This is a genomic window from Paenibacillus sp. USHLN196 (genome assembly GCF_037144955.1).
In the GTDB taxonomy this organism is placed as follows: domain Bacteria; phylum Bacillota; class Bacilli; order Paenibacillales; family Paenibacillaceae; genus Paenibacillus; species Paenibacillus xylanexedens_C.
This window is the reverse complement of record NZ_JBBCYH010000021.1, coordinates 45,782-72,655: the sequence shown is the minus strand read 5'-3', so window position 1 is coordinate 72,655 and position 26,874 is coordinate 45,782. Positions and strand designations below refer to the sequence as shown.

At 39.6% G+C, this 26,874-nt stretch carries 21 protein-coding genes, 1 rRNA gene and 8 pseudogenes; 7 read left to right on the top strand and 23 right to left on the bottom strand.

All coding sequences use genetic code 11. The features are described 5' to 3' along the window. The 6 genes and pseudogenes from WFI24_RS31160 to WFI24_RS31135 all read right to left on the bottom strand — a co-directional run. Positions 1–65: ribosomal RNA gene (locus WFI24_RS31160) — 16S ribosomal RNA — on the bottom strand; the annotation flags it as partial. Positions 66–612: 547 nt separating this feature from the next. Further along, positions 613–991, bottom strand: a pseudogene (locus tag WFI24_RS31155) ((deoxy)nucleoside triphosphate pyrophosphohydrolase). Between the two features lie 57 nt (positions 992–1,048). After that, positions 1,049–1,207 (bottom strand): HNH endonuclease, encoded by a 159-nt coding sequence (locus WFI24_RS31150; protein ID WP_336765721.1) that lies wholly within the window; start codon positions 1,205–1,207, stop codon positions 1,049–1,051. Between the two features lie 126 nt (positions 1,208–1,333). Continuing rightward, a pseudogene (locus WFI24_RS31145) lies at positions 1,334–1,785 on the bottom strand (DUF2441 domain-containing protein). Between the two features lie 589 nt (positions 1,786–2,374). After that, positions 2,375–2,935: pseudogene (locus tag WFI24_RS31140) on the bottom strand (GNAT family N-acetyltransferase). 222 nt (positions 2,936–3,157) lie between these two features. After that, positions 3,158–3,601: a hypothetical protein gene (locus WFI24_RS31135; protein WP_336765718.1), complete on the bottom strand. Its 444-nt coding sequence runs from the start codon at positions 3,599–3,601 to the stop codon at positions 3,158–3,160. A 730-nt stretch (positions 3,602–4,331) separates the two neighbouring features. Here WFI24_RS31135 and WFI24_RS34625 point away from each other — a divergent pair. Both WFI24_RS34625 and WFI24_RS31130 read left to right on the top strand, forming a co-directional pair. Then, a complete protein-coding gene (locus WFI24_RS34625; RefSeq protein WP_442956285.1) occupies positions 4,332–4,433 on the top strand; it encodes an S-layer homology domain-containing protein in 102 nt (33 codons plus the stop codon). Between the two features lie 17 nt (positions 4,434–4,450). Next, complete coding sequence (locus tag WFI24_RS31130) at positions 4,451–4,843, top strand: S-layer homology domain-containing protein (protein ID WP_336765717.1); 393 nt, start codon at positions 4,451–4,453, stop codon at positions 4,841–4,843. 1,107 nt (positions 4,844–5,950) lie between these two features. Here WFI24_RS31130 and WFI24_RS31125 read toward each other — a convergent pair. Then, positions 5,951–8,020: an S-layer homology domain-containing protein gene (locus tag WFI24_RS31125; protein WP_336765716.1), complete on the bottom strand. Its 2,070-nt coding sequence runs from the start codon at positions 8,018–8,020 to the stop codon at positions 5,951–5,953. Positions 8,021–8,697: 677 nt separating this feature from the next. On the opposite strand from WFI24_RS31125, the gene WFI24_RS31120 reads away from it, so the two are divergent. Next, positions 8,698–8,961: a hypothetical protein gene (locus WFI24_RS31120; protein ID WP_336765715.1), complete on the top strand. Its 264-nt coding sequence runs from the start codon at positions 8,698–8,700 to the stop codon at positions 8,959–8,961. 132 nt (positions 8,962–9,093) lie between these two features. On the opposite strand, the gene WFI24_RS31115 is transcribed toward WFI24_RS31120, so the two are convergent. Beyond that, positions 9,094–9,981: a hypothetical protein gene (locus WFI24_RS31115; RefSeq protein ID WP_336765713.1), complete on the bottom strand. Its 888-nt coding sequence runs from the start codon at positions 9,979–9,981 to the stop codon at positions 9,094–9,096. Between the two features lie 581 nt (positions 9,982–10,562). After that, positions 10,563–12,179 (bottom strand): S-layer homology domain-containing protein, encoded by a 1,617-nt coding sequence (locus WFI24_RS31110; RefSeq protein ID WP_336765712.1) that lies wholly within the window; start codon positions 12,177–12,179, stop codon positions 10,563–10,565. A gap of 859 nt (positions 12,180–13,038) precedes the next feature. Here WFI24_RS31110 and WFI24_RS31105 point away from each other — a divergent pair. Both WFI24_RS31105 and WFI24_RS31100 read left to right on the top strand, forming a co-directional pair. Beyond that, positions 13,039–13,188, top strand: coding sequence for a helix-turn-helix domain-containing protein (locus WFI24_RS31105; protein ID WP_336765711.1), 150 nt, complete (start codon positions 13,039–13,041; stop codon positions 13,186–13,188). Between the two features lie 53 nt (positions 13,189–13,241). Then, a pseudogene (locus WFI24_RS31100) lies at positions 13,242–13,469 on the top strand (transposase); the annotation flags it as partial. 117 nt (positions 13,470–13,586) lie between these two features. On the opposite strand, the gene WFI24_RS31095 reads toward WFI24_RS31100, so the two are convergent. The 6 genes and pseudogenes from WFI24_RS31095 to WFI24_RS31070 all read right to left on the bottom strand — a co-directional run bounded on the left by WFI24_RS31095 (position 13,587) and on the right by WFI24_RS31070 (position 20,828). Beyond that, on the bottom strand, positions 13,587–14,951 hold the full coding sequence (locus WFI24_RS31095) for a hypothetical protein (protein WP_336765710.1): 1,365 nt from the start codon (positions 14,949–14,951) through the stop codon (positions 13,587–13,589). Positions 14,952–15,163: 212 nt separating this feature from the next. Next, positions 15,164–15,658 (bottom strand): zinc ribbon domain-containing protein, encoded by a 495-nt coding sequence (locus WFI24_RS31090; RefSeq protein WP_336765709.1) that lies wholly within the window; start codon positions 15,656–15,658, stop codon positions 15,164–15,166. A gap of 46 nt (positions 15,659–15,704) precedes the next feature. Then, a complete protein-coding gene (locus WFI24_RS31085; RefSeq protein ID WP_336765708.1) occupies positions 15,705–16,532 on the bottom strand; it encodes an N-acetylmuramoyl-L-alanine amidase family protein in 828 nt (275 codons plus the stop codon). A gap of 44 nt (positions 16,533–16,576) precedes the next feature. Then, complete coding sequence (locus WFI24_RS31080; RefSeq protein ID WP_336765707.1) at positions 16,577–18,346, bottom strand: VWA domain-containing protein; 1,770 nt, start codon at positions 18,344–18,346, stop codon at positions 16,577–16,579. Positions 18,347–18,980: 634 nt separating this feature from the next. Continuing rightward, a pseudogene (locus tag WFI24_RS31075) lies at positions 18,981–19,751 on the bottom strand (Rpn family recombination-promoting nuclease/putative transposase). Positions 19,752–19,877: 126 nt separating this feature from the next. Next, positions 19,878–20,828, bottom strand: a complete 951-nt coding sequence (locus WFI24_RS31070) for a tyrosine-type recombinase/integrase (protein WP_336765706.1) — start codon at positions 20,826–20,828, stop codon at positions 19,878–19,880. Positions 20,829–21,435: 607 nt separating this feature from the next. Here WFI24_RS31070 and WFI24_RS31065 point away from each other — a divergent pair. Further along, complete coding sequence (locus tag WFI24_RS31065) at positions 21,436–22,536, top strand: hypothetical protein (protein WP_336765704.1); 1,101 nt, start codon at positions 21,436–21,438, stop codon at positions 22,534–22,536. A 326-nt stretch (positions 22,537–22,862) separates the two neighbouring features. Here the strand turns inward: WFI24_RS31065 and WFI24_RS31060 are convergent. From WFI24_RS31060 to WFI24_RS31030, 8 genes and pseudogenes are all read right to left on the bottom strand, one after another. Beyond that, positions 22,863–23,073, bottom strand: a pseudogene (locus WFI24_RS31060) (integrase core domain-containing protein); the annotation flags it as partial. Next, positions 23,051–23,233 carry a hypothetical protein gene (locus WFI24_RS31055; protein WP_336765722.1) on the bottom strand — a complete coding sequence of 61 codons (183 nt, stop codon included), beginning with the start codon at positions 23,231–23,233 and terminating at the stop codon, positions 23,051–23,053. The pseudogene WFI24_RS31060 and the gene WFI24_RS31055, both read right to left, overlap by 23 nt. Positions 23,234–23,510: 277 nt before the next feature. Then, complete coding sequence (locus tag WFI24_RS31050; protein WP_336765703.1) at positions 23,511–23,738, bottom strand: S-layer homology domain-containing protein; 228 nt, start codon at positions 23,736–23,738, stop codon at positions 23,511–23,513. A 49-nt stretch (positions 23,739–23,787) separates the two neighbouring features. Beyond that, positions 23,788–24,057: an S-layer homology domain-containing protein gene (locus WFI24_RS31045; protein ID WP_336765702.1), complete on the bottom strand. Its 270-nt coding sequence runs from the start codon at positions 24,055–24,057 to the stop codon at positions 23,788–23,790. 18 nt (positions 24,058–24,075) lie between these two features. Next, positions 24,076–24,375 (bottom strand): hypothetical protein, encoded by a 300-nt coding sequence (locus WFI24_RS31040; RefSeq protein WP_336765701.1) that lies wholly within the window; start codon positions 24,373–24,375, stop codon positions 24,076–24,078. 230 nt (positions 24,376–24,605) lie between these two features. After that, the gene (locus tag WFI24_RS31035) at positions 24,606–24,947 is read right to left on the bottom strand and encodes a hypothetical protein (RefSeq protein WP_336765700.1); all 342 of its coding nucleotides are present in this window, start codon (positions 24,945–24,947) and stop codon (positions 24,606–24,608) included. A gap of 19 nt (positions 24,948–24,966) precedes the next feature. Then, a pseudogene (locus WFI24_RS34620) lies at positions 24,967–25,071 on the bottom strand (hypothetical protein); the annotation flags it as partial. A 107-nt stretch (positions 25,072–25,178) separates the two neighbouring features. Then, positions 25,179–25,367, bottom strand: coding sequence for a cadherin-like beta sandwich domain-containing protein (locus WFI24_RS31030; protein ID WP_336765699.1), 189 nt, complete (start codon positions 25,365–25,367; stop codon positions 25,179–25,181). Between the two features lie 27 nt (positions 25,368–25,394). On the opposite strand from WFI24_RS31030, the pseudogene WFI24_RS31025 reads away from it, so the two are divergent. Beyond that, a pseudogene (locus tag WFI24_RS31025) lies at positions 25,395–26,756 on the top strand (IS3 family transposase). The last annotated feature ends 118 nt before the right edge of the window (positions 26,757–26,874 follow it).

Below are 26,874 nucleotides of genomic sequence, written 5' to 3'. Positions count from 1 at the left end.
TCGACTTGCATGTATTAGGCATGCCGCCAGCGTTCGTCCTGAGCCAGGATCAAACTCTCCAATAAAGTATTGAAAAGAGCGATAAGCTCATTTTGAATCTGACGAGATTAATAAATCTCATTTGTTTTCCGGTTTTCATACGGCCAGATGGCTTGTACCGAAAACCTTCACGTTCATCCTGCAATCAGGATGATTACTCACTCGTTGTTCAGTTTTCAAAGATCAAACTGTTTCTGACCATTTCAAGGCCAGAAGAATAATATATCACATTGCCAAACCGTTTGTAAAGTCGTTTTTCAAAAAGAATTTCTCAGACTTTATAAGGCCGGAATAGTAATATCATTTACCGGATTAGCTTACTAGTTGTAAAATATCCCAACAACAACTTACAGTATTGAATCATAGCTATTTCACAGTTGACTTTATATCTGTGTTCATCCGAAAGTACCTTTTCAATAGAATCTAATATGAATTGAATTTCATTCTTCAAGTTCTTTCTTAGAATAGGATTAAACATCAGATTTCTGCATCCATTCTAAACCTAATATATTTAGGAGTAGATAGTATTTCATCTAAACCCTGTGTCTGAAAGACCGCTCCTCTCATTTTCACTTAGTATATTAACTGTAGTATATCAGCGGGAGCCCACCTTAAGATTTCAATATCATCGTAAGAAACCCATTTTAAACTCTCATGTTCTGTTGCAAATGGAACCCCAGATATAAGTCTGGCATAATAAGTGATCAATCTAACTCTAAAGTTCGGATAGTCTTACACAACTTTCTTAATGTGCTCACCGACTTCGATATCGCAAAGTAACTCTTAACCAATCTCTCTAAGCTAGTGCATCCTTTGGATTCTCACCCTGCTCAATTTTACCACCAGGAAACTCCCAGTAACCGGGCTGAGACATTTGTTGTGATCTAAGTGCACAAAGGACTTTATTGTGATCGTTGGTTATAACCGCCCCCACTACACTAACTTGTTTCATCTTGTAAATCCTCCTGTAATGCAAGTTCAATAAGTTTGTTTACATCATCTTGTAGATCTAAAACTTGCATTTTTTGTTACAGTTGGGACAGAGATCTACCGTATTTTGAATTGTATCTTCTCCTTCCCTTGCCAACCAAATAATATGGTGAGTCTCTAAATAAGGTTCTCCCCATTTATTATGAAATGGCGCAAGTTGCTTACATAGCTGGCATATCCCTTTTGCTTGGCGTTTTGCATATTCTGTAACATATGGGTCCCTTTCATAGGTCGTGACCGTCTGTCTTTGAGCACTTTTCTTATCTCCCCTTTCTCGTCAGGCTGATTCTCCTGGTAAACCTCTTCAGCAAACTTCGATTCTTCCGTTAATTAACAGCTCAGAAAGTCCGTTATTTGTATTGCCTTTCCAATATTCTCTGGCTTGTTCGATTTTTTGAGAGAAAGGAGTACCGTCTTGATAGTTTTTCGCAGCGTTTAAGCAAGACAATCGTGAAGGATACTCAGGATATTCTTGCAGTCTAACCATTTCAACTATTATTTCTCTAATAGCTCTGATTGTCTGCTCCACATATTTAAAAGCTACATCTGCATTCTCTTTATCCAACTTCAAACCTTCATTTGTATAATGACCGTGCAAGATTTGAATAAAGTCTTCACCTTTGAAATTCAACTGTTCCTTATCAAAAAAGAAGTGATACAAGGTATTTTTTTGGTTTTTGTCAAAGTTAACTATTTGACCTAGGGCCATCTTCTTCCTTGTACAATGTGATAGACATACAATTCTCTTCCTTGCATAGCCTGCCCCCCTATTAACCAATGTTAACAAAGGTGAATTCGGCATTCACCAGCTTTATCCTGCCTGTTAGTTGAGCAAAAACAGCTGATCGCATTGATCAGTTGCTTTCTTAGTTATATTGAGCTATCGTTTCCCGTTAGTTGAATCATTTGGAGTCTCATGGCATAGGAGTTATTAAATTCTTCAACGTGCTAATCATCCAAAGATACATAATAACAGTTACAATCGCACCTGAAAGAATCCAATTATATAGTTTGCGAAATTTCATCAATTTCCCAATCAACTTATAGAAAATCATTAAGAGCATCGTTGCGACCATGATAAACCCAATTAGAAATATTATGAGCATATTATCGCACGTCCTAACCTCATTTACTTGATTAATCCAATACGTATTTATCTATACAAAGTTGCGTTAATCTGCCCGTTTGCTTAATGAGGTCATCAGTTTAATATAATTTTTCCGATCAACTGCGGTTTACTACTACGGATGACAATAGGGATCGTTTAGCATTTCTGCACACGTTGATTTTTTTCGTTAAGCTAACGTTTCCTGTTAGCTTAACGAATCGCATCAGTAAAAGATGCTTACTTTACTAATGCATATATGTTCGTGTCCCTTAATTCGCTTCCATCAACAGACAGGTCTTCAATCCTAATAACACCTTCCAGGTCAAACCTCAATCTTTCGGGAATCATCTTGCTTTTAGTGTTTTTAGTGTCACAACGTATTTCTATTCGATTTGCATTCAGGTGATTAAAAGCAAAATCAGTGATACCTTGTACAGCTTCAGTCATGTAGCCTTTACCACTGTACCTGGTATCAATCCAATACCCGATTTCAAACTTTCGAACCTCCCAATCAATACTGTGTAAGCTAGAAGAGGCTATTAATTGCCCGGTATCCTTCAAAAATACAAGTAGCCTTAGGTTTTATCTACTTAGGAATTTAATATGTGCTTCTCTTATCCGAAGTTCTGAATTATACTCCGTATGCTTTTCCTGAGCCCATTTCATCCAAGGCTTCAACTCTTCAATCGAAGCATTTACAGCTTCACATACTCCCTTACCATCACCTGGTTTAGGCATTCTAATCAGTAGACGCTCTGTAAAAAACTCATCCGGAAAATCAATCATGATAGGATTCATAGACAGCCTCTTTTTACATGCATTATACAAAATAATCCATTGTATTGATAGTACATTTGCCCTGGCTACAACCACGTTAGTCTGCCCGTTAGTTGAACAAAGGCAGCCGATCATATAGTTTGGCTGCCCCTTGCTTTTATTGAGCTAACGTTTCCCGTTGGTTGATGAATGCTGATTCACTACGCTGAAACCCCTTTAAGTGATTAACAGAAATTTTCGATTCTAACTTTCTTTGATTTTCCTTTCGATTACGTAAAATAATAAAAATCCGAATATCAGACCGCTTATGGTATAAGGTGTTGTTCCTGAAGTAATCAAAAGGGAGCCCAAAGGTATGTCATCATAAGAAATAGATAGACCGGACCAGAATAATATTGGGAATAAGGAGACATAGAATGAAGGTAAGCCAAATATACAGAGCTTAATCCAATTAATTTTCCATTCTCCGGACTTTCGAAGTAATTCAAAGAATCTTAACAAACCGAGTAATAATCCAAAGAAAATCGGAAAAAGTACAGAAAAGACAACACTAGTTATAGGTTGATACGTCGTGCGTGCTTCTACTTGTAAATGATGTTGATATTTTAACCCAGATATAAAAACTAAGATCACAATTATTAAGAACCCCAAATAAATAAACAAGTTATTTATCGAAACCTTCTTCATTAGTTCACCTCCCACCTATTCATTCTCATCTTTCATTCCTTTCAGCATCTAAATTATAAAGTATCTATTATATCAGAATTAAAACCATTTCTTGTATAAATCCAAGAAACAAAGATTGATTTGTGGGGGATAAATTTGGTTGTAGATAAGGAGAAATCCACCGTTTCGTTGCTCAATAAGAAAGGGAAAGTGTTAAAGAAAGTTAAACTTAATATTATCTTTTCTGTTCAAACGACTAGTGATAACAAAATACTCATAGTCGAGAACACCAAGCTAACTATACTGAATGGAACAGATCTAAAACAAATTAGAAGTGGTTATTCCTGCAATTAAGACGACGAGAGTAACGGTTTACTTAAAAGAAGATCTTAATCTATTTATGGTTGATGGTAAGACGATTTCTAAGTATTCATTGAAATAGATTTTTTACTAAAGGCTACTTGCGAAGCAAGTGGCCTTTTTCTGTTAAACAAGGTATACAAAATATATCGTTTACGTGTAGAACACAACAATCAGATCTGACAATATTACTAGAACTATTACATTTTTATTTGGCTTGAAAATTACAGTTTGTATACCGATAATATATAAAGCAATTCGTCAGATTAAAATACGGATACATAGAAGGAAATTTCATGAAACACCTTAGAAAAATTATTACAGCCGCTTTGTTTATGAGTTTAGCTTTAGGCGTACATAACGTAGGTGCAGACGCATCGTTTAAAGATGTATCATCGACTCTCACTGGGCTAACAATGCCATTCAATCCGCAGTGTCAAGAGGTTATTTTAAAGGGTACGCTGATGGTACGTACAACCCAATGCACCTGTGACAAAAGAAGAGTTTGCTGTGCTGCTCTCTCGTGTATCCTCTAATGAATCCAAGGAGGGCATAGCCTTTCCATCTAGTGTACTTGGACGTTGGAGCGAAGAAGAGGTAACCGATGCCATTGCCAAAGGTTTTGTTTCTAGCAATGAGATTGTAGATCCACAAGAAAAAATAACACGTATTCAGATGGTACGATGGATGGTTAACGGTTTAAGTGAGACAAGTTCAAGTTATGCTGAAGCGACAATGGATACTGTAGTCCCCGTGGCAGAGTATTATAAAGGCGGACTAAACAAGAAGGATTATAGTGATGTATCCGTGGCTTTGGGCACGGGGTTGATGACTGGTTTCACGAACGGTAGCTTCGATCCGGATCAAACCACAACACATGCTCGTAAATGTAAGTGTATTTAAGAGGCCATCTGCAAATTGCAGTGGCCTTTTGCTTGTGATAAAACTACTATTACGGTAAAGTCTGGCTGTTGAATTCAGCACACCTTTATCGAAAAGGCAGTCATTAGTAAACTTAGTTGGTTCATTCATGAGGGCAGCGTCACAATTGACTTCACGCTGACCTATCCCGATCGTGTTCATCGTCTCATCTTGGCGGCACCTTCAGGTAGCAAATTAATAGATAGATCCAAAAAAACAGCCCCTAGGATCAATCTAAGGGATGTTAAGGTTACTTTTAAAGTCAGAATCCTTCAAGTAAAGTATTAATGCTATCAAATCCACTAGCATATGAATTTATAATCTTTAGTATCTTGCTACTTGTGTTTAAGTTTTGAATTTCTCCATCTGCGGTGTAGGAGTTTTTCTCTTTTCCATTTACCATCTCTGTTACTTCAATCTCATACGAATAACCAACGTAATTCTCATCAATCACTGTATTTGTGTTAATGACATAATTTGTTGACTTATTGTTTCCTTTTTTATCTGTGGTTGAATAGTTAACAGTGGAAAATTGTCCAATGTCTTTACCTTCTTTGGATGAACCATCAGTGAAAAAATCGCCGGACTCAACTATTAATGATATTGCACCATCCTTGTATGTATAGCTTTTATAGCTATGGCTCTCTTGGTTTGTGCTATATCCTTTAATAAGAACATCATTTTTAAATGTACCTCTTGCAACTGAACGAATAGAACTGTTAAGCCGTTCACCATTATTAAAAATTAAATATCCTTCTCCATTTTTTTATCGTTTTTCCATTACCCAATATAAATTGTTCTTTGTTGTGCGATCTCATCTTCATTTGCTGCAGTAACATTAACTACATGGGGTTCTATTTAATGCTGACAAGGGGTTATCCTATGGCCAAAGTTAGTTTAGATATATCGTACCTACAGTACATACTTGCTCATATCCCTGTTGAATTAGATACTACAATTGGGAAACAAGCACAGCAAATACAGCGCGGAAACTAAAAAACTGGCACCGGAAGTAAACCGACGCCAGTTTAAGTCCTAAGTGCCTTCTCAATGTCTATGTGAGTAGGATAAAATCTCTTTGCAGTGTACCTACATTTTGGAATTACCGTATTTATCCACGATAATCTTGCTATAGACCGCACCGACACCATAGGTGGCACGGTTTTTCGCCTCCAGGTACAGACTCAGGGATTCTCCTTGATACGGGCCCACAAATGTCTGCTTGAAAATTCCGTGTGCATCCAGCGTAACCGTTATATCCTCGATAGCCTCAGATCTCTCTCCACCCATACGGACGAACATCTGTTGCCCGGCGTATTCAGTGAACTTACCTTCCACCGTAAGCGAACGGTCGGCATGGAATTCGGTGATGACCATCCGATCTTCAAGCACGGTCGGTTTCACATAGACTTCCAGTTCGGGCAGCGGAGGCAGCAACTCTTTCGGCGTAACCTGCTCCGGACGTCCGAGAAGCTCCTTAAGCTTCGGATTGACGTATTGCAGCAGTTCTGCAGCTGCAGCACGGGTCAGCGCCTGTTGTCCCTGATATCCGTTAATTGACCGTTCTGTAATTCCCCGCGCGTAGTCCTTCGCAAGCAAATACCAAATGGCATTCGCCTGGTCGAAATGAACTCCGTCTGCCGCGGCGATGACCTCCGCAGCTTCCGAGCGTGTAATGGCCCCGTCCTTCAATGCGGTTTTGTCCACGCCAGTCAGCGGGAAATTCCGGCTAGAAGCGATGCTGTAAGCGCCGTCGGCCCAGTGTTTTTTCTTCTTAGGCGAATAGGCTTCATAGTTGACGTCGTACATCTTCAGGAACGTTACCCAGAACTGGGCTTGGGTGATTTTCGCATCGGGCTTAAAGGTTCCATCTGCATATCCGGTCATAAGCCCTGACCGTACTGCCCATTCAATCGCTTCCTGATTGGCGTGTCCTGCAATGTCTGTCAGTCTGGCAGTGTCAGAACCCGCATAGTTCTTCGTTTTCAGACGGGGGAGCACCTTCACTTCTGCCTCATCCTTAACGGTTCCAGAAGACAGCTTAACAACATATTCGCCTGCTTTCACACCGGTTATTACGCCTGCAGCCGTTACCTTCATTCCGGCGGGCTTGCTGCTCTGGAAGGTCAGACCTGCCGTAACATCCTTGGACACTCCGTCATTGTATGTACCGTTAATTTGCAGTGGCAAGCTGCTGCCTTCATTGATCATGATTTCAGGCATGCCGGAGGACAATCCGACCAGCTCATGGCCTTTGCCTGTGGTGAAGGACCATACCTTGGTCGATTGGGTAGCATCGCCTTCGGCCTGATATGTAAGATGGACCGTATAAGTCTGATATCCCTCTAATACGTCTTTAGGGAACAGATACAGCGTGTCGCCGTCCATTTCCTCAAAATACGGAATCTCTTCCCCTGCCTCATTCGTAATGACCGCTGTATGGGCCACGATATCTGCTTCAGCTGTGGCTGAGATAATGCCGCCTGAATATTCGACATCAAACTGCTTCAGCGGATCCGGTATCTCGTTGCCATAGAAGCCAATTTCTGCGTTAGTCATCCCGTCATAAGGATATACAGCGACTCCTCCGTCAATCGATCTCCGGGTGCTGTAGTTGGATGCTGCCAGATCGGCAACAGCAGTGCCATCCTTAAGACCAAACCCGATCTGATCGTAATTCGGGCTCAGAACAATTTTACGGTGATAGGCCGTATCCAGCCATCCCTGAACGGCTTTGGAACTGCTTGCCTGCCCGTGATGCATTACTTCTCCATTAGCAAATCCGTTCCACCCCGCAGCCTTCAAACGGTCCGTGATCCAGACACCTGTGAATCCCGGCTTTCCAGGCTCCTGAATGTGAAGGGTCACGCGGGCAGTTTCCTCATTAATGTTGTAATATTCGGCATGTAGTTCTGCTGCTGTGACAAGATTTGCATTCAAGGTTAACGGTTTTACGCCTGATTTAACCCGAATCTCATTCAGAAAGGCCAGTGCATCCAGGTAATCCTGAGCATAAGCCTGACTGGCCGAGGCTGTGGCCGGCACAGCTAATCCGGATCTGCCCCCTATTATAAAGAGCAACAGAATTACGGCACACGCAAGCCGTACGACACGGCGAGGCTGAGACGGTGCAGCTTCTTGAAGTTTGTTATTTAACACCTGAATCTCCTTCCCTTGTTGCCAGATATGTAGGATAAATATGTCCCATAAATGTATATCGGTAATTGTCCTTTTTTTTATTGCTTCCTTTTTTGGCTCCTACCTATGACCTTGCCGCCGGGTACCACCAGTTGCGAAATGTCAGCGCAGAGAAAAAGCCCAATGTAACGGCGCAGCCGGGTGCTTTCCGGAGTTGCTTGGGATTTAGGGCCGATGAACCGGGGGATTAAAACACCTGTTTGCTTCTTTATGTTCGATGTGTACGTATTTTTGCCCTGGCATTTCCTGCAGCCAATTAAACGTACACAAAAGTATGGCATTCTCATACCAGCTCAAATCCTCATATTTAGCTATGTACTCTCTAGCGCGGTCAAAGAACCTCGCTTCTGGAATATGCGAGGTTGTACCATTAACAGGAACATAGCGCAGCACGCCTTGTTTTCTGCTAATCCAAAGAATATACCTAATCAGCACACGGGATTAAATCAGTCCATATTAAGAACAACACGGGAGAGGTTCTAACTACGTATGAGGCTCGTGTAATGAGCGCTATACAGTCTTTATGGTTCACAAACATAGACGGGAAACCCTATGTTGAACTAAAATACGCTAATATATTGAATGAATTAGGGCTGACAGATGGATCAGCAAATTATAAGCGCATCTAGGAAGCCTTAATGTGGCTTATGAAAATAGAAGTCACCTTAACACAGTATCAACGTTCAAAGGATTCAGAATATGAAGAGATCGCTGATAATTCAAATTATATTCACGCCAAGGTAAGCACAACCAACCATTTTCAATATAAGTTTCAAATTAAACTGCCTGAATGGTTAGTTGAAGCTAACCGGGTAGGCAACCTGTTTGATATCTCTCTCATCCTCAGAAAAATGGTCTCGTTAGATTCTTTAAAACCATTGGAACTTTCTCAACCTTGTTGAAAATGGGCCTAGCGTTGTACATCCGCATTTTCCAGACGGTGCTCCATACGTATTGAGGAGTTCGAAAATCCTCCGGATGTGCACGATGGTTTGGGAACTGCAGAAACCTTTATCGGAGATCCCTCCAAATTATTATTGATTAATACGTACCATGTGATGCTCCTCAATAAAGATAACGTCCCCACCTGTAGAGATAATTCTTATTTGTGACTCTGTAGACAGATATTCGTAACGTCCAGGGATCCAGCCCCCTCCAAATTTAATTTCAATATAGCAGCCGCTGCACACAAGTTCACCGCATACAAAGTGACGTCTGCTCCCCCGGTCAGGATGTCCAAGAATAATAGGGCCTTCAATCATATCTGGTTTATTTGCTTTAGAAATCATTGGATCCTTCTCCGCAACCCATTTACGATAACCAAGATCCCGCGCCCCAGATATCGGCTCTATCCATTCGGCCTCGCTGACCGGAACATGAGCGAACTGGCTAAAACGCTCTGGTTTAAAGAGCATACGCAATTCGCTTAGTTCCGGATTACAACGATAATCAGACGTTACATTAGAAGGGAAATGTGCAATAAGTTTCTCCCACATATACGATAAGAAATCATCATTACTCAACAACGTGAAGCGTGGTAAACTGAAAAACAACTCACCGCGCCGAATCCCTACTTGCACAACGTCCTCCACCAAAAGCTTATTAAATCCTTCGCCATAGATGAGGTATAAACCAAAGTGCAATAAAAAGACATCTATCTCTTTTTTAGCGCTACTATCTAAGAGCCATCGAAGAATAGTCACCCTATCTTTTCTAGTTCGGGGATTCACATAAACTCGAGTAGACCAAATCAAATTTTTAAAGTAAGACTCCGGATATGTATATATGTAGTCATCATTGGAACATCTGATAATTCTAACTGGCCACTCTAAACTGTTATGTTGAAACATTCCGCTAGTTACTAGTGCTTTGAATAACATTTTTATTTGATTCAGTTGATCTTCTACCTTAATTTTTACCAATCCATACACCCTTTCCGTAATCCATGAAGGCGATACGTTCTTCATATCTTTCCTTATTGGGTTATTCCTGCTATTCCCTCCCAGAAAAGTCACCGAATGGTTCTGTATGTCCATTCTCTTTCGTATAACATTTCTTTCACTTGTTCTTCCACTGACTAGAGGCATTCACCACATAGTCCCGCACGAAACACATGGCTTCTTGACCTTCTTTTCCAGACCCGTAATCCCGTGATCTGAGTACGAGTCTCTATGTTCTGATTCATATTAAATAATGTTGATCCTTGATAAACGGTCAAGACGATTCTAATTATAGCCAGTGTAAGATTACCTTCCCATAACCTATATACTACATACCCTCCAAGAAGAGTAAAAATAAATCTAACATTGTCCTCCCTCACATAGCAATAATTAAAAATAGTGATTTTATCAGTAACAAAATTGGTGTATATACAGAGCAACTTAGTAATTATTAAAATTATACAACATTAACGCGGTGTCGTTATAAATAAACAAACGTTAAAAAAGGCTGTCGAGGCTTTCTCAACAGCCCTAAGCCCCTAAAGGCCCTAAAGGGGGCTTTTTTATTCGTCAGCAGCTTGCAAAAGCCTATACACCATAACTGAAGCTTCCTCGATTGTAGTCGACTTTTTCGGATTAAAATTATTATTAGTATCACCTAGAATTATACCCATAGATCTAAGAAGCTTGATAGAAGACTGGGACCATGTTGAAAATTTCTTTTCATCCTCGAATCTAAAATAATCATAATCGTAATTAAATTCTGGTTTAGCCTTATCTAATGCTCTTATGAGCATAACGCTCATTTCTTCCCTGGTTATAAAGTTATTCGGACTAAACTTACTTGGAGAGATTCCTTTAACAATTCCTAGATCATACGCTTTTAAGACTTCAGGATTAACTGTGTCGGTGAAAGGGTTTTTAGCTACAGTAGTAAGAGACTCACCCGTTAGTGCCTCGTAAAACTTAATAGCTATTTCGCTAAATTTCTCTCTTGTTATTTTCGCCTTAAATGACTCATTAATAACTGGAGAGAGAAGTCCTTTTTTCTCCGCTTCGCTCAATTCTGGCTTAGCCCATTCACTCGCGTTTTTATATACTCCTGTAACAACAGTAGGATTATTCTGAATTTCAATAATTTTTATTGGAGTTAAGATGTCCTTGGAAGTTGAAGAACTTAGGATGTTGTAGCTATTACTACCCCACCCCCAAATAGTATTATCATTTCGAACCACAAAGGTTGCTTGGTCCCAATTATTTAGGGATGTAGCTACTTTTGTAACATTTTGCATGACCATTTTTGGTGTGCCTACAGTATCAACTGAATCATTTCCAATTTGGCCATATGTATTACCTCCCCAACCCCATAGCTGTCCCTTGTTATCAATCGCCATGGAGTAATTCGCACCAACGCTCAAATCTATAATGTCACTAATGATAAGTACAGGATCTTCTACTATGTCGGGTAAGTTTTTACCTATCTGATCTGAGCGGTTATGCCCCCAACCCCAAACCTCACCATTCATCTTTAGCACTATGACAAAGGAGTCGAAATCTGAACCTAGTTGGACCTTTTCCACATTATCCATCATTTTAACAGGCCCATCCTCGAGCTCAAAGCCTGCATCGATAGCATAGCTCATACTATCACCATACGCCCATAATTCACCTTTAGTAGTTACAATAAAGGTTCCATTATCAGATGTGGCTACCTGTTTAACGTCATCCATTACTTTTTCAGGTTGAGTTACTGGATTACCCCAAGCATCCATGGAGAATGCCCATAATTCATTTTTCTCATTAATGAAACGATATTCATATATGTTATGAGATACCTGTTTAACTTTTCCAATTCTTTTCAAGTCTACTTCATCATCAGAAAATCTGGTTGATCTGTTTATGACTTCTCCATTACTTTTAATTGCTATGTATCCACTAGATGAATCCAAACTAAATTGTTGAATATCGCCTGCAACTTTCTTAATAATTGGAATACCATCTTCAATTGTACTCCAACTCATTAAGTCCCCATTATTGCACAGGTACATCGTTAAATTCCCAGACGTTTCAATTTGTTTAATGCTTGTTCCCGTGCTTAGATCTGAGGCTTGTGCTCTTTTACCGTTTAGTGCTGGTGTGACTAGCAGAAAACAGAGCAGAATAACTATTAATTTTCTCATGTTGTCCTCCCATAATTATGTTTCATTATAATAATGAATTATAACACATAACTTAACATAATAATTCGGCAAACTAACGGTGACCCTTGATCTTGATACTATTCAGGAATCTTTAAAAACATATTTACCTTCAGCTTCACGAAGACCATTTTAAATATTTTCTTAGGAGAAGCAGAGAATTTATACCTACATCCAGATAGATTTGGCTCAGGTTCTGTTATTGCATTCCCTTACTATAGTAAGACAAATTATTGAGACTCTCTAACCCGGGAGATTAGTTTGAAGTTGTACTGTTTGGTGTCATGGCACATAAACATATCCCCTCCCTCTGTGATGTAGGGAGCATAAGTGCACTGCTAACGTAAGAACACAAATAGGATCATCCTGGCTACCGATATATATATATAAATAGACCTAAGACTCTGGACCCAGTGATCTTAAATCTTTCGATATCAGCTTCTTTATTAGTATTGATTTGTTTACAGATTCGTTAGATTCAGTATTACTGTATTCAAAATATCTAAAAGTTTCATATTGTGTGGGTGTAGTAGTGAGTCAACGTCTAGTGAATCTGACAATTTGGAGATGTAGAAAAACAGTCCACCGGTCAGTATAGTATCTCAAAAGGCTTACGTTTGGGTAGCGAAAAAAGCTGCTCTTTAGTAGCGTAGTAACAGTCTGGTGCCCGTCTTTCCTTTCATTTAGCTACTAATTTTTTTTGAATAGACGGTTTTAATATGAAGAGCCACACCTACTGGAATTAAATAAAAAAAGAGCCAAGGCGGGATTCCTGTAGAATGAAGCCACCACCACAACCATTTACAAAAGGAGACACCACCATGACTGCTCAAATCTTAGCATGATCGAGCGCAGCAGGCTAGAAATCCTGCATCAGCAGGGAGAAAGTTCACGAGCGATCGCGAAGGAACTGGACAGGCTCCCCGTGGAGATTGCCTTTGGCGTAGCTGTCTCTAAGTATCCTACTGGAGCCCTCCACCGCTACTGCTGACGGAGTCAGGAGTGGTTATCCCAGCCTGAAGGCGATGCATGGAGTTCCGGTCTTATTTTGCTGATCCTTCCTCGTCCTAGCAGCGGGGCTACAATGAGAATGCCAACAGCCTTTTGAGAGAACTCTTTCCCAAATGCACAGATTTCAGTCACATTACAGTTGAAGACTTTGAGCATGCCCTCCATCTCATCAACCATAGGCCACGAAAATATTTGGGCTGGAAGACAGCTCACGAACACTTTTCAGGAGCACTGTTGCAACCACCAAAAAAAACCTTTTAGTAAACATGACATCAGTTAAGATGGGCTTGAGCATGTCTACTAAAAGGGGATGATACTAACAAGCAACTTTCGAAGAAACATGATTTACGATTTTTTGTGAATACTTGTGCTACTTTATTAAACTGGAAAACTTTTTTTTATGAATTTACTGGATACAATCCATCCTATAGATGCTCCAATAAGAGCGATTAGCATACTCATAATAAAGGTTTGTAAGGCTGGAAATTTTAGAGCAATACTGACTATCTCATGTAAATCAGTCTCAAATGATATTTTCAATATGTATCCTAGTATAACAGACACAAATCCAAACGCTACACCGTAAGCAATTACTTCGTATAACGTATTCCCAGCACTTGCTTTTCTTAATAACGTACCTGACCGAACATGTAAAATGAGAGCTAATAAAACAAAGAAGATTGTCCATGTGTAATCAAGATTATATTTATCACCGATCCATTCGTCCCCAGAGGAAACAGCACCTGACGGTGAGTACCCAAACAGACTTATTGGCTTTATCCCGGTAATAAAGGAATAGCTTAAATGACCATAACTATCTATATCCTCCCCTTCCATACCCAATTTAACCTGGAAACTATTTAAGTGAGATAAATTCCAAGTATACCCCCCAATTTGAGTTGCAATAGCAAGTTTAGTCGAATTAGACCAGTCTTCATCAGTGAATTCTTTCTCCGTAAATAAATTTCCACAAATAATGGCTATACAGATAATCATGCCTGAAAAAGTAGTCATAATAGCTCTTTTTATAGAGATCCCGTACATTTGATTAGAACCTAGTCCTTTAAATGCCTTAGGCAAATTGAATAAAGAACCTACGGAAATAAAAATAAAGCTGATAATAAAACTATGTAGCCATGCATTACCAAAGCTATAGGTTGTTTTTAAGAAAATTGATCCTCTCATTCCAGGCTCATCCGTTGTCTGACCTGAGAAAAGAGAAATACATGCAAATACTATAGCGTAGATGATAGCTATTCGAAAAGTGGAACTTAATCGTTCACTCGCAGATGTTGTAGGTCTTTTCCAACCTAACAAATAGCCAGCGATGAGTAAGGTAATCATCGGAATAGTCATGAGCAAAAGAACTCCACCGCTTGTGTCTACATTCAACCCAAAGAACGAGGTATCTACATTTAAATGCAAGCTGACTAAGTGGGAAAGCATCAAAACATCTGTAGATGAAATAAGGCTAATCTTGTCAACAATTCTTGCAGAGAAGTCAGTATAATCAAAGTTAGTCTCTGCCCAAATTAAACTCTTAATCTTATTATTTAATTCAGCACTGATAAACCAAGAAAAAAGAAGGGAAACAACAAGAGGAACCAGAGCAAATATCAATGAAGTTCCAAGTTTGGCTGGCTTATGTTTGGTATATAGAGCGGGTCTAATTTCTTTATTGGATGTGGACTCCACAGTCACTACGTTTTGAATTCGATTAGATTTTTCGGCTACTTTTTCCATTGAAACTCCGCAAGATATGCAATATACGTTTTCCTTACTATTCTCGCAACTACAATGATTACAGAAAAGAATCGTTGAATCCTTTTTTAATCGCAATCCTTCAAACAATGGTATTAAAGGACTTCCATCATTCTGACAGTACAATGCACCCTCCACTGTTTTCGTGCCACAATGCTTGCAATACATCCTCTCACTTCCTCTTTCCATGTTGTTTAGTTATTCATTCTCATGCCACAGCATGGACAGTGATTAGCGTGTAAAGGAGTAAGTTCTCCACAACTTCTACATTCCACTTCACCTTGGAAAACTATTTCTTGTTGCATTTCTACTTTCGCACCACAACTGCCACAATATTTATCAATGCCATCCGTTGAATTACCGCAATTTCCGCATGTAGTCCCCTGCTGTTTTGAACTCTTACACTCCGAAAGTTGTCTAAGGGAACGATATATTTGTTGATCTAATTGAAATAAATCTTTTGTTAATTCGGTCATTTCTAAATCAGAAATTTGGCCAGTTCTTATCTTGTAATAAGCCAACTGACCAAGATCTAAGAGAATCTTACTTTTCTGTTGATTAAGATCATTGGTCTGCTTATTGAGTTCATTTATTTCTTGAGCAGTTTGTAACTTTTGCTTGCCTTGCTCAATACCTCCCTGAAGCTTGGACAGTCCTTCTCCTATTATATTTTGAAAATTATTAGACATATCTACCATCCTTTTAATCGATTTAGGTCATTTGTTCGTGTTTATATTATTTTTGAAAATCATACACTGTTAATCCCTTTTTAATGCCGGCAACAATTTTCGCCTGGTACTCAGCATTACTGAGTAAAACATCTTCTTCTTTATTTGTCATGAATCCCATTTCAATAAGAATGGACGGCACCTTCAACCAGTTGAACCCCGTTAAATCACCCCGAGGGATGATACCACGTGACTTCGCACCGGTTTCACTAATAATATTTTGGGCAACCACCTCTAAAATATCTTTACTTTTCTCTGCAACCGGCTTCGTATACTCGTTTTCAGAAGAAGGGTAGAAAAAGGTCATTCCCTTGACTTCACTGTTGTCATTCCCATCTGCATGTAACCGAATCATCAAATCTGCATGCGCATCATTACATATCATTGCTCGTTCACTGTTTGAAATGTCGACATCGTTAGTTCGACGCACCATGACCACATCAAAATCTTCAGCAAGTGCATTCTCCAGCATCATTGCAACTTCTAAATTCAATTGGTGCTCTGCCTTCTTTGTTTGAACCCCTTGCGTTCCACCTCTCACTTTTTCTTTCATTATTTTGCTGCCAGGTGCCGTTGGCTCCAATTCCAAATTTGCTTTTTCTTGATGACCAGCTTCAATACAGATGAGAGGCTTTTTAACGTTGTCGGTCTTCTTAGGTAACTCTCCATTAGCTAATGGCTCCTGTTTAATGGATACCACCGAATCCGTCGATTCAGGAGAGATAGTTTTATTCACGACCTCAGGAGTTTCAATCATTGGCTCGTGATAGTTTGAGCTACAAGCGGTTGTAAGTATAAAAAAACTCAATAGAAAACAAAGTATTCCTAATCTCATATCAATAAATCACCCTGAAATTTCCTATTTAGTATACGTAGTCCTTAATAAACTCTAGCCCAAGGATCTTGACTGTACAATTTGGTAGTTCCATTGACATTTTTGCAAGAGGATCCTGGATCAGATTCATTTTTATAAATTGAACATTCACTCCGGCCAAAACTGTTTACTTGCCATTTTCCAGTATAGGAGTCTTTCTCTAATGTGTAGGTATTTAAGTCTGCTTCGTATACCCTTTCCTGATTAAGCTCTAAAGGGAATAGCTTGAAAAACTCAATTCTGTAACTTCCGTCTGCCAATTTAACGATGGATTCGGTTCTGTAATTTTCTAATGGATCAATGATTTTTGGATTCCCTTGATTATTTAAGCTCACGTAGTCTTTCTCTATTCTATTTTTTAGATTGTTATAGAAGTCTGAATCTCTACTCACGTTATTGCTGACTAGACTGAAATCAAGATTATTTACGGCATTAGCATAATTAACTTGGTACTCAAACAGTCCGTTCATTGCTTCAATAGATGTGGCTTCAATCTTACGAGTGAATTCTAATGTTGATGTTTGAGCCGTATACTCAGGAGACTCCAATTGGAGTGCAAGAGGGAACTCCTCACCTGGACTAACTTTTTGCTCGGGGCGATATGTTAATTTGTATTGCTTTACATACTTTTGAAAAACATTCTCATAAATTGTTTGCAGCTCTAGTTGTAAATTATCCTCTTCATGAATGGAGAAGTAACTTCCTCCAGTCTCCTCCGAAATCCATTGTAAATCTGTAAAAGCATCTCCAAAACCAATTGTATAAATGGGGATCCCCAGTTGCTTAGATAGATCGATAACGGATTGTGCAGACGATCCATAGTCAGAATCTTCGGAGTCTATTCCATCTGTAAAGGCTATAATGTATTTGGGGCCAATTTGTAGATTTGTATCATACAATGCCTTAGTTAAGGAATCGTATAATGCAGTTCTTCCATTATCGGACTCTAAAGTGCTTAAATATGAGGCGATGTGTTGTCGATCTGAATTAAATGCAATATCTGCAACCTCCGGTGCAAAGCTAGAGAATGTTAACAACCCAAATTTCCCTTTCGCATCATGTGGGACATTTTCAAGAAATTCTATCGCTGCATTTCGAACCAATTCCATCTTGGATTGATTCATAAATCCATTTGGTGGTTCCATCATACTTCCGCTTTTATCTAGAACAAGATCGACACTTACGGTATCAATTTGGTTCACTTGAGAAACGGAGTTAACAGGCAAACCGTTAACTTTAAACATGTCTTTTGTCAAGCTAGTTGAATCTAACGAATTGGAAAATTCATTGTCGGAAAAAAGCGAAAAATAAACGTCGACTTCTCCATTCTCATATTTGGACGAATCTACCTGATTTACTTGAATATAAGCAGGTTTTAAGACAAGTTTTGCTGGCTCATTTGAGGAACTTATCGGTTCAGGAGTTATCGAAACAGCTTGATCCGTCTTTGCGTCTGATCCTTTATTTGAATTAACGGTCACTTGGGTATTGAAAGCTCCGCTTACTGAGTTCCAATACCAAAGTCCTGCTGCTCCTCCAATCAAAAGAACTGTCGCAATTGATAATATTAATCTTTTTGATACGTTAGGTTTAGATACTTTTTTTCCTTTGTGATGAACCACTTCCACTTGTGTACCAGATGCCTCATTACCTTTTTGTGGTAGTTGAACCTCCTCCTGGTTCCTTTCAGGTTCCGAGGCGTTTCTCGCTTGTCCACATTCGCTGCAAAACATGTTTTTTGGGTTTAATTTCTTCCCACAGTTTGTACAATACATCTCTTTTCTGCCTCTCTCTCATAGACTTTTAGTCCTAAATAATCTAATAATCATACCATCGTACTACCTGACTGGCTACCACTATTTAGGATTATAGTACTGTTCCTTTTTTTGAGTAACGGCGAGATAACGCTAGCACATAGAACTAATGGAGGACGCTTCACGAGGTGTTGGTAAAGTAAATCTATTAAATGAAGGTTCGGATTTCGAAAATGCGTAGGCTTATTTTGAGGATGTCAAACGAAGTGCGATAGCTCCTCTAGAAACGATTTGTAAGTAGGTCTCCAAACCAAGCATTTTCTCAGAAAGTGGTTAATCGAATTTTGAGTAACTTCCAGCGCTTTATCTGAGATTTGAGCATGATTGGTTCCCTAGGAGAGCGATCTCAATCAAACCACTTTGTAGGGGGATTACGATTGGAGAAATAGACTTATAGCCACGAATTGTTCTCCATCTAGCATAACAGACAGGGTCTCTGCGATAGTCGTTTGTAAGCAACGATTAGATTCTGTTGGGGCACTACACCCAAGGGATTCGATAACAAAATTGTGGGAGATAATATTCTCCATATTACGCCGCAATACAAAGGCCGGGATTACAAAAAGCCGCTAATTTAGCGACTTATAAAGAGTGATTATCTTTTTAACTGAATGATTTCCTGTTCAGTCAATCCAGTTGCCTTGGCAATCGTAGCTATATCCAAATTCAAATCCAGCATATTTTGGGCCACTTCTGTGATACCTGCTTTTCGTGCTCCTTCAAGCATCGACGCTTCATCATGCAAATATTTCTGACGCGCTTCATACAAGCGACGGGCATCGGAGTCCTGGCTCAAAAATTGCAAGGTATCCATAGCCTTCTCTAATCCTGGTTCATTCATCTTCAGCACCTCCCGATGTGTAGCATCCACACCCTTCAGAAACAATAACCAGTTCTCAAGACCACCGTGTGAAGGAATGCTATCATCTAACTTAGGTAATTCCAGAAAATGTATCTCAATGTCATCAATTAGAGTTAAACCTGTTCGGTTTTCTCTAAGATGAAATGTACTATGGTAAGCATCATTTGCTAAAAATGCATAGTTCAGTATATTAATTGTGACGCATTTTTTCAATTCTTGGTATTTCTCTCCCTCATGAAGCTGACTGGAATATCGTTTACTCCAGTAAAACAATGTCCTTTTCTCAATATCGTACTTATTAAATAGCTGCATTTCAATATCAATCAGTTTTCCTTCTGATGTTCTAGCGTAAACATCAAAGATGGATTGCTTATCGAGCGGGTCATCTTTGTCCGTTTAAGGATTCATCAAGATAATTTCTGTAAGTGGTGGATCTCCCACTTTAGTGAGTACTCGATTCAGAAATGCAAGTAATACATCTTTATTATTTTCACTGCCAAAGATACGTTTGAAGACAAAATCTACTCAAAGATCAAGTAATTCCATAACAGAAACTCCATTCTTTAATACACTTCCATTATACCAAAAATCAAAGCGTTCACAGCAAATTTCATGCAGGCATCAAGCTATTTATGCCTGGCCAGCATAAGGACTGTATTCACCAATTGCGTTCAAGGGAACATTTACTGTAGCCATAGCTCTTTTCTTTTGTTCATCATTAACGTGCGTATATATCATGGTTGTTTCAATCGAAGAATGCCCCATAAGTTCCTTCACCACGCGTATATCTACATCATTTTTCAGTAACATTGTAGCAAAAGAGTGCCGTAATTTGTGGCATGAAAGTTTCATATCACTAACATTTGGATTGCTCTTCTTGAATGCTTCAAATGTGAGATTAACGATTTTCTGTATCTGCCTTATAGAGAGTCTGCGCCCTTTTTGAGATACAAAGAACGCTTCTTCCTGAAGTCTGTAAGGAGAAATCCTCTCCTTTTCTACCGCCAGTAGATAGTTCAGTAATACGTCTGGTACAGGTATCTCATTCCACTTTCGCCCTTTCCCAAATACTTCAATCGTTCCTCTAGTTTTTTTCAAATCTTTTAAATTCAACCTGTGAACTTCCCCTACACGCAATCCACAATAGGCCATAAGTAAAAATATCGCAATGTTTCTGTTCTTATAGCGTCCCTCAATATATTTAAGATTCTCAGATAGATCCTCTTCCTCTAAATAGATCGGTTTCTTATTTTTTTCAGTTTTAGACTTTTTCACTTCAGCAGCCGGATTTTTTGATGCAAGATCAAAATCAATCAGAGCCATATAGAATGTTCGAATGGCAGAAAGAGATCTATTACGAGTCTTATCACCAGCAGAACCCTGCTTGTCACTTAGAAACTCCATGATGTGCAATTTCCCTGCATCTTGGGGTAAAGAGCCATTCAACGAGTCTAAAAAGATCAGGCTTTCTCTCATATACTCTTTCTGAGTTGATGCCGTGTATCCGGATTGTTTCAGATAAATTCGAAAAGCACGGATTTGTTCACTATACAAATCCTCGAGTTCATATCGGTTACGCATTTCGCTCACTCCGGTCTCGTATTAAGACTAATTTTGATAAGAATATTCGTTAATCAATTTTCCAAAACAAGTACATCCATTTAATATGATTAATTGAAATAAAAGGTCATTTCACGAAGAAAGTTCGCCTATAACGAGTCTACTTCATACATTAAAATCTATTAAAAATTAAAGAGCGTCAAATTAATGTTTGGCGTACTTTAATATAGCACATAAGTTCCTCTAGAGGGTTCAATTTCACTTAAACTACCACATAGGTAGAGTGAATCTAATTTCTTGCTTTCGAAATATGAAATTTTTCAGTGTTATCCATATTAATCTAGTCGCAACAGCATTCCGGATTACCAATCAAAGTGAGATTTGTATTCCATCATCATTATCATCAAGATTTTCCCATACGAAACAACGTTCCTGGATATCCTGTTTAAGAATGTTGTATTCCATTTCTAACCGACTAAGTGACATTAATAGCCTCATTGTTTACTTGCAGGCTGTGTTTTCTTTATTGTGAATTTTTTAGTTAAATTATATAATGATTTTGCTTGAATAACATTTATTGCTATGAACAAAAAACAAAAGTGATGTGGAAACCTAAAGGAGCGTTTTTATGAAAAGAAAAATCACATGGTTCATCTTGTTCGTTGTCATTTTCGTTCTTTTTTCACCGGTCAATGAAGTGAATGGAGCAACCAAAAAGGTTACTGTCACTACTAAGGTTGAAACCTACAAAGGGCAGGAATATATAAAAGTGAATGGAGGTAATAAAACCGCAACTACCAAAATCAATAAGAAACTAAAAAATGAGGCTGTTCAATCAGCACAAGCTAATTCAGAATATAAAAAAGATAATAATGGATACAATTATATATATCAAAACACATTATTTAATAAGAATGAGCTTCTATCTGTTTCTATGGAAACTGTGGTGAATGTTGGCGGTCCTGGTAGTATTCATATTTACAGCGTTTATAATTTCAATCTTAAGACTGGAGATATAATTCAGTTGAAAGATTTAACACCAACACAAAACCAATTAAATAATTTGAATGAGGCGGTAGTTTCTGGACTGCTAGAGAAAAAGAGCAAAGGCATCTCCATCCCAGAAGACAATATTAAAAATCCTTCTTATGACGATGCATCTTTTTATTATTATAATAGTGGAATTGTAATTCGATTTAATCCTCAAAAACTATTCTCAACTAGTTATATCGATATAAAGGTGCCTTTTAAGACCATTAATAAATCAAAACCGGAAAACGCTATTACAGAGCCACTGAAATTTGTTCTAAACGAAAGTACAAAGTCCGACTTGAAAATAGGAAAGATAACAGGGTTTGCTGGTCTAAACCTCGGTATGACTAAAAAGCAAGTATCCGATACTTTGGGTATGCAGCCAAATGATTCATTCTATGATTTAGGCGGGGAATTCTGGACATACAAAATCGCGAAAAATGCTGGATTTAATTTTGATGATGGCTCTGGTACTTCTAAAGACATGCTCAGGTATGTAATAATAGGCGCTGGTTCCTTAACATTTAGTACATTTGCAGAGGTTCATAAATCTCTTGGAAAACCGGTTAAATCTTATTATGATGATATACTCTTAGATCTCTATGTAGAACAGTACAAGTTTGGTGAAAACAGTATTGATATTTTTGCGGATACATCAAAAAGCAAAATAAGTTATGTTCAAATTTATCGAAAATAATAATTATGAAAAGGTGCCCGTACTAGGTTACTCCATGCATGATGCCGTTTGGATAATGAACGTCGTCATGTTTCAGACGTCTCCTCGCTCCGACTGCTCTTCAAGCCCTAGTCGAACAGAGCCACACGATGTCTAAAGCGACTCCTCATTTCCACTGGGACTTTGGGCTAGTTGAATGCATTTGCTGCACTATAACTGTTACTTGATGAAGCTCGAATTATTCAAACAATATCTGCAATTTTAGGATATCAATAGAATAATAATTAAGAAGGAAAAAGAACAACTGGTCATAGCCCCGTCAAGTAGACAATAAAAAAAGAAATTTATCAAGCGGCGACTTTTCCCGGAAGTTCAATCGGGGGGAGGTCGCCGCATTTGTTTTGGAAACGTTCCTTGTTGTAAAACAAACTGTACTTCGTAATTTGGCTCCTTGCTTGCTCCAGATTCTGAGGCTTCTCCAAATACAACTTCTCCGTTTTTAAGTGGGAGAAGAACGACCTCAATACAAGCATTGTCATAGCAGTTCCCACGACGAGAAATTATCTGTCCATTGATGATCAAAATATTTATATAAGTACAATCCATGATCATTAATTACATGCCCGTCAAATTCACTACTATCGTAACGATATAACTGAACGAGATTGTAAAGAACCGTTTTTTCTTCATACGGAACAAGCACTATTTCAATGTTCAACTAAGCTCCTCCTTTATTAGGTGTATTTTCCCATAGAAGTAGAATGCGAGTTCCTTATAACCAAACAACCCTCAGTTACTTCAATGAAAACAGCAGCCGATTAACGACCGATTGTCGCGTTGTTCATTAAGCTATCGTTTCCCGTTAGCTTAATGAACTATTGTTATAAGCTTTTGGATTTTTAAGGAGCACAGAGCCTCCGCTCGGCATCTAACCGTACGGAGGCTCTTCACAAACTGGATTGCAATGACTGGATCAGTCATGAATCCTTGTTATCTTAGATCAGGTCAGACTGTTGCAATAGTCTTCTAAGGATGGTAGCTGTCTCGGCTCTTGTGATCGACTGCAATGGTGCAATCGTATTCGAACCGCGACCCGTCACTAGTCCCGTGTGGATACTAGCTGCGGCTGCTTCCTTCGCCCAGTCGGCTACTTGTACTGCATCTGAGAAGCTGGATAATTGCTGCACAGCATTGGCAGGTACCTGGCTGTTCAGTCCTGTCACCTTCATGGCTCGTGCGATCAGAGATCGCTTCCTGACGGTTAATCTGCTCTTACGGACGGAATGTGCCGTCCTCATAGCCGCTGATCAGACCATAGTCAGAAGCAGTTTTCACGACATCTGCATACCAGTCTCTCTCGTTCACATCGCGGAAGCTATTGCTTCCTTCACCTGGCTTTAGACCCAGTGCATGTACGACGATGACTGCGAATACGGCGCGTGTAATGCTGCGATCTGGTTCGAAAGTTCTGTCCGATACGCCACTCACGATCATACGCGAGCCCATATCGTTCACTGCTGTATTACTCCAGTGGTTAGCCACATCCGTGAAGGCTTGAGATTAGTACACAATGCTATATGCACTTTTGGTCAAGCTGTTAATCTGAGCATAATATACTCCGTTAATTGTTGTAATCTTCGTTGGTACATGACGAGCGCTGCCATCTTTATCAATGACGACGCCTGTTGTCATTTGGTCTGGAGCACTGTTGGCTGGAAGAGCAATCGTACGCTCCACGTAGCTACTGAATTCATTTACAGGTGTGGTGTTACCGTTATAGCTAGCGATTACGTTGAATTCCACAGGTGTTCCGACTAGCGTATATCCACCTTGCTGTGCAACGGACTTCGTTGCTTCCACCGTATTCGGATCTACTTGAGCAAATCTCTACTTGAAGCTTAATGCTCTCAAGGGAGTCGTTACTATTCAATTCAAGTTGCTCAGCCACGCTGTCAATCTGAATCTGACTTGCTGGCAGTGTGTAGCTTGCTGTGTCCGTCTGGAGCACCAGCACCGCCTGCTTATCTTCCATGAGCTTCATCGTCTGTCCGTTCAGCTCACCGATAATTACACTTGCACTCGCGCTATTACTATCCCGTGACTGGAATCGTGATTACGCTGCCAGCGGGTTCGGTATTCAGCTTCTGGGCAATCGCTTCCGCATTTACAGAGATCGTCACGACCTGCTTCCCATTCACTGTGGTAGTCGTTAAGCTTCCCGCAGATTCTGCCCAGCCGTTCACCAGTACCTGAACGCCGCTGCTGGAATTATTATTTGTCAATGGTGGCGTAACGCCTCCACCGCCGTTGCTTGCTCCAAGTACCAATAGTTCCAGCAGAGTTTCCACTGCCTGTATTATTATCGATCGGGTTATCAGGGCTGCTGATACTACGAGTAATGAGCAGCGTGTATGTCTTCTTGGTGTTGCCATTCGGTGCAGTCACCTCGATAGTTACTATATTGCATCCGTTTTCGAACGCAATATTTGCACTATTTCCACTCGTACTATTTATCTGAACGCTCGCACCCTCTTGAACTGGAGTGACACTAACCACTAACGTGCTGGTTGAACTGCTCACGCTAGCTGTATACTGTCCACATCCGGGCTGAAGGCTGGAGTCAGATTAAGTCTTGGAACCGTGATCGCTGTCAGAGTCGCATCCTAATATGGAATGGCTACTTGACGAGTGACATGAATCGTATATGTCTTCGTCTGCCCACCTGGTGCAGTCACCAGGATCGTGATGGAATTGCTTCCAGCAGTCAGGGAGATCGGGTTACTAGCTTGTCCACTTGTAGTGACATTTCCGTTCACGGTCAGTGTTTGAACTGCACCCCAATTGTTAGACACCAACTAGCAATTGGAGGTGCAGTTTTTTTGTCGAAATTTAATTTAGACTTGAAAATAGAAGCTATTCATCAATACTTATCAGGAAATGAAGGGATTAAAAGCATTGCGAAATCCTTAGGAATTAATCATGAAGTCCTGCGTATGTGGATCAAGCAATACGACTATCACGGTATAAAAGCTTTTGAAAAAACCTATACAGCTTACTCCCTTCCATATAAACTAGACGTACTCAACGATATGAACGAAAATGGGACGTCTCCAAATGAAGCAGCTGTCATTTTCAATATCTCTTCTCCAGGGGTTATTCGAAGGTGGCGTAGTCAGTTCAATGAAAATGGGATCGACGCCCTAAAACCAAAGATAAAGGGGCATCATCGTATGACGGATAAGAATAAAAAAGGGCTTAAAAAGAATGAGGCTGCTGAGGGATCCGTTGAAGCTCTACAAGCTGAATTAGAACGTTTACGTATAGAAAATGCCTACTTAAAAAAGTTGAATGCCTTAGTTCAAAACAAGGAAAAATCACCAAACAAGACAAATCACAAGTCGTCTATGAATTAAGGCTTGAATTCCCGGTAGTTGCATTGCTAGCGTTCGCTGAAGTCCCACGGGCACCTTCTATTACTGGGTGAAACAGTTGGAGAAGCCCGATCTAGACACAGACCTGAAACTCCTTATTCAATCCATTTACGAGGAACATCAGGGGCGTTATGGCTATCGCCGTATCCGTGATGAACTATTTAATCGTGGACACCAAGTTAACCATAAAAAGGTACAACGTATCATGAAAGAATTAGGCTTGAAATCTGTGGTTCGCATAAAAAAATATCGTTCCTATAAAGGAACCGTAGATAAAATTGCACCTAAAACGTACTGGATCGTAACTTTCAAGCAGAAAAACCAAATGAGAAATGGGTTACCGATATTACGGAATTGAAGTTGTTTGGAGAAAAGCTGTATGTATCACCTGTTATGGACTTGTTCAACGGTGAAATTATCACTTACACAGTAGGGTCTCGCCCTACGTATTCATTAGTCTCCGAAATGCTAAATAAAGCCTTTAAGCGCTTATCCAGCAAGGATGAGCTCCTCCTGCATTCGGATCAAGGCTGGCACTACCAGATGAAGCAGTATCGACAGGCTTTAAAGGAACAAGCGATTACCCAGAGCATGTCACGCAAAGGGAATTGTTACGATAACGCAGTAATGGAGAACTTCTTTGGCATTATGAAGTCAGAGTTTCTTTATCTTCATGAGTTTGAAAGGGTAGATCACTTCAAGCAAGAACTAGCATGGTATATGGATTACTACAATCACAAACGCATCAAGTCAAAATTAAAAGGCATGAGCCCGGTACAATACCGAGCTCATGCCCAACAAGTTGCATAAAAATATTTGTCTAACTTTAAGGGGTCACTTCACTATTGATCGGCTGCTTTCTTTGTTTTACAGAGCTAACATTTCCCGTTAGTTCAACCGGCACTGATATGTAACCATTCCTCTTTAA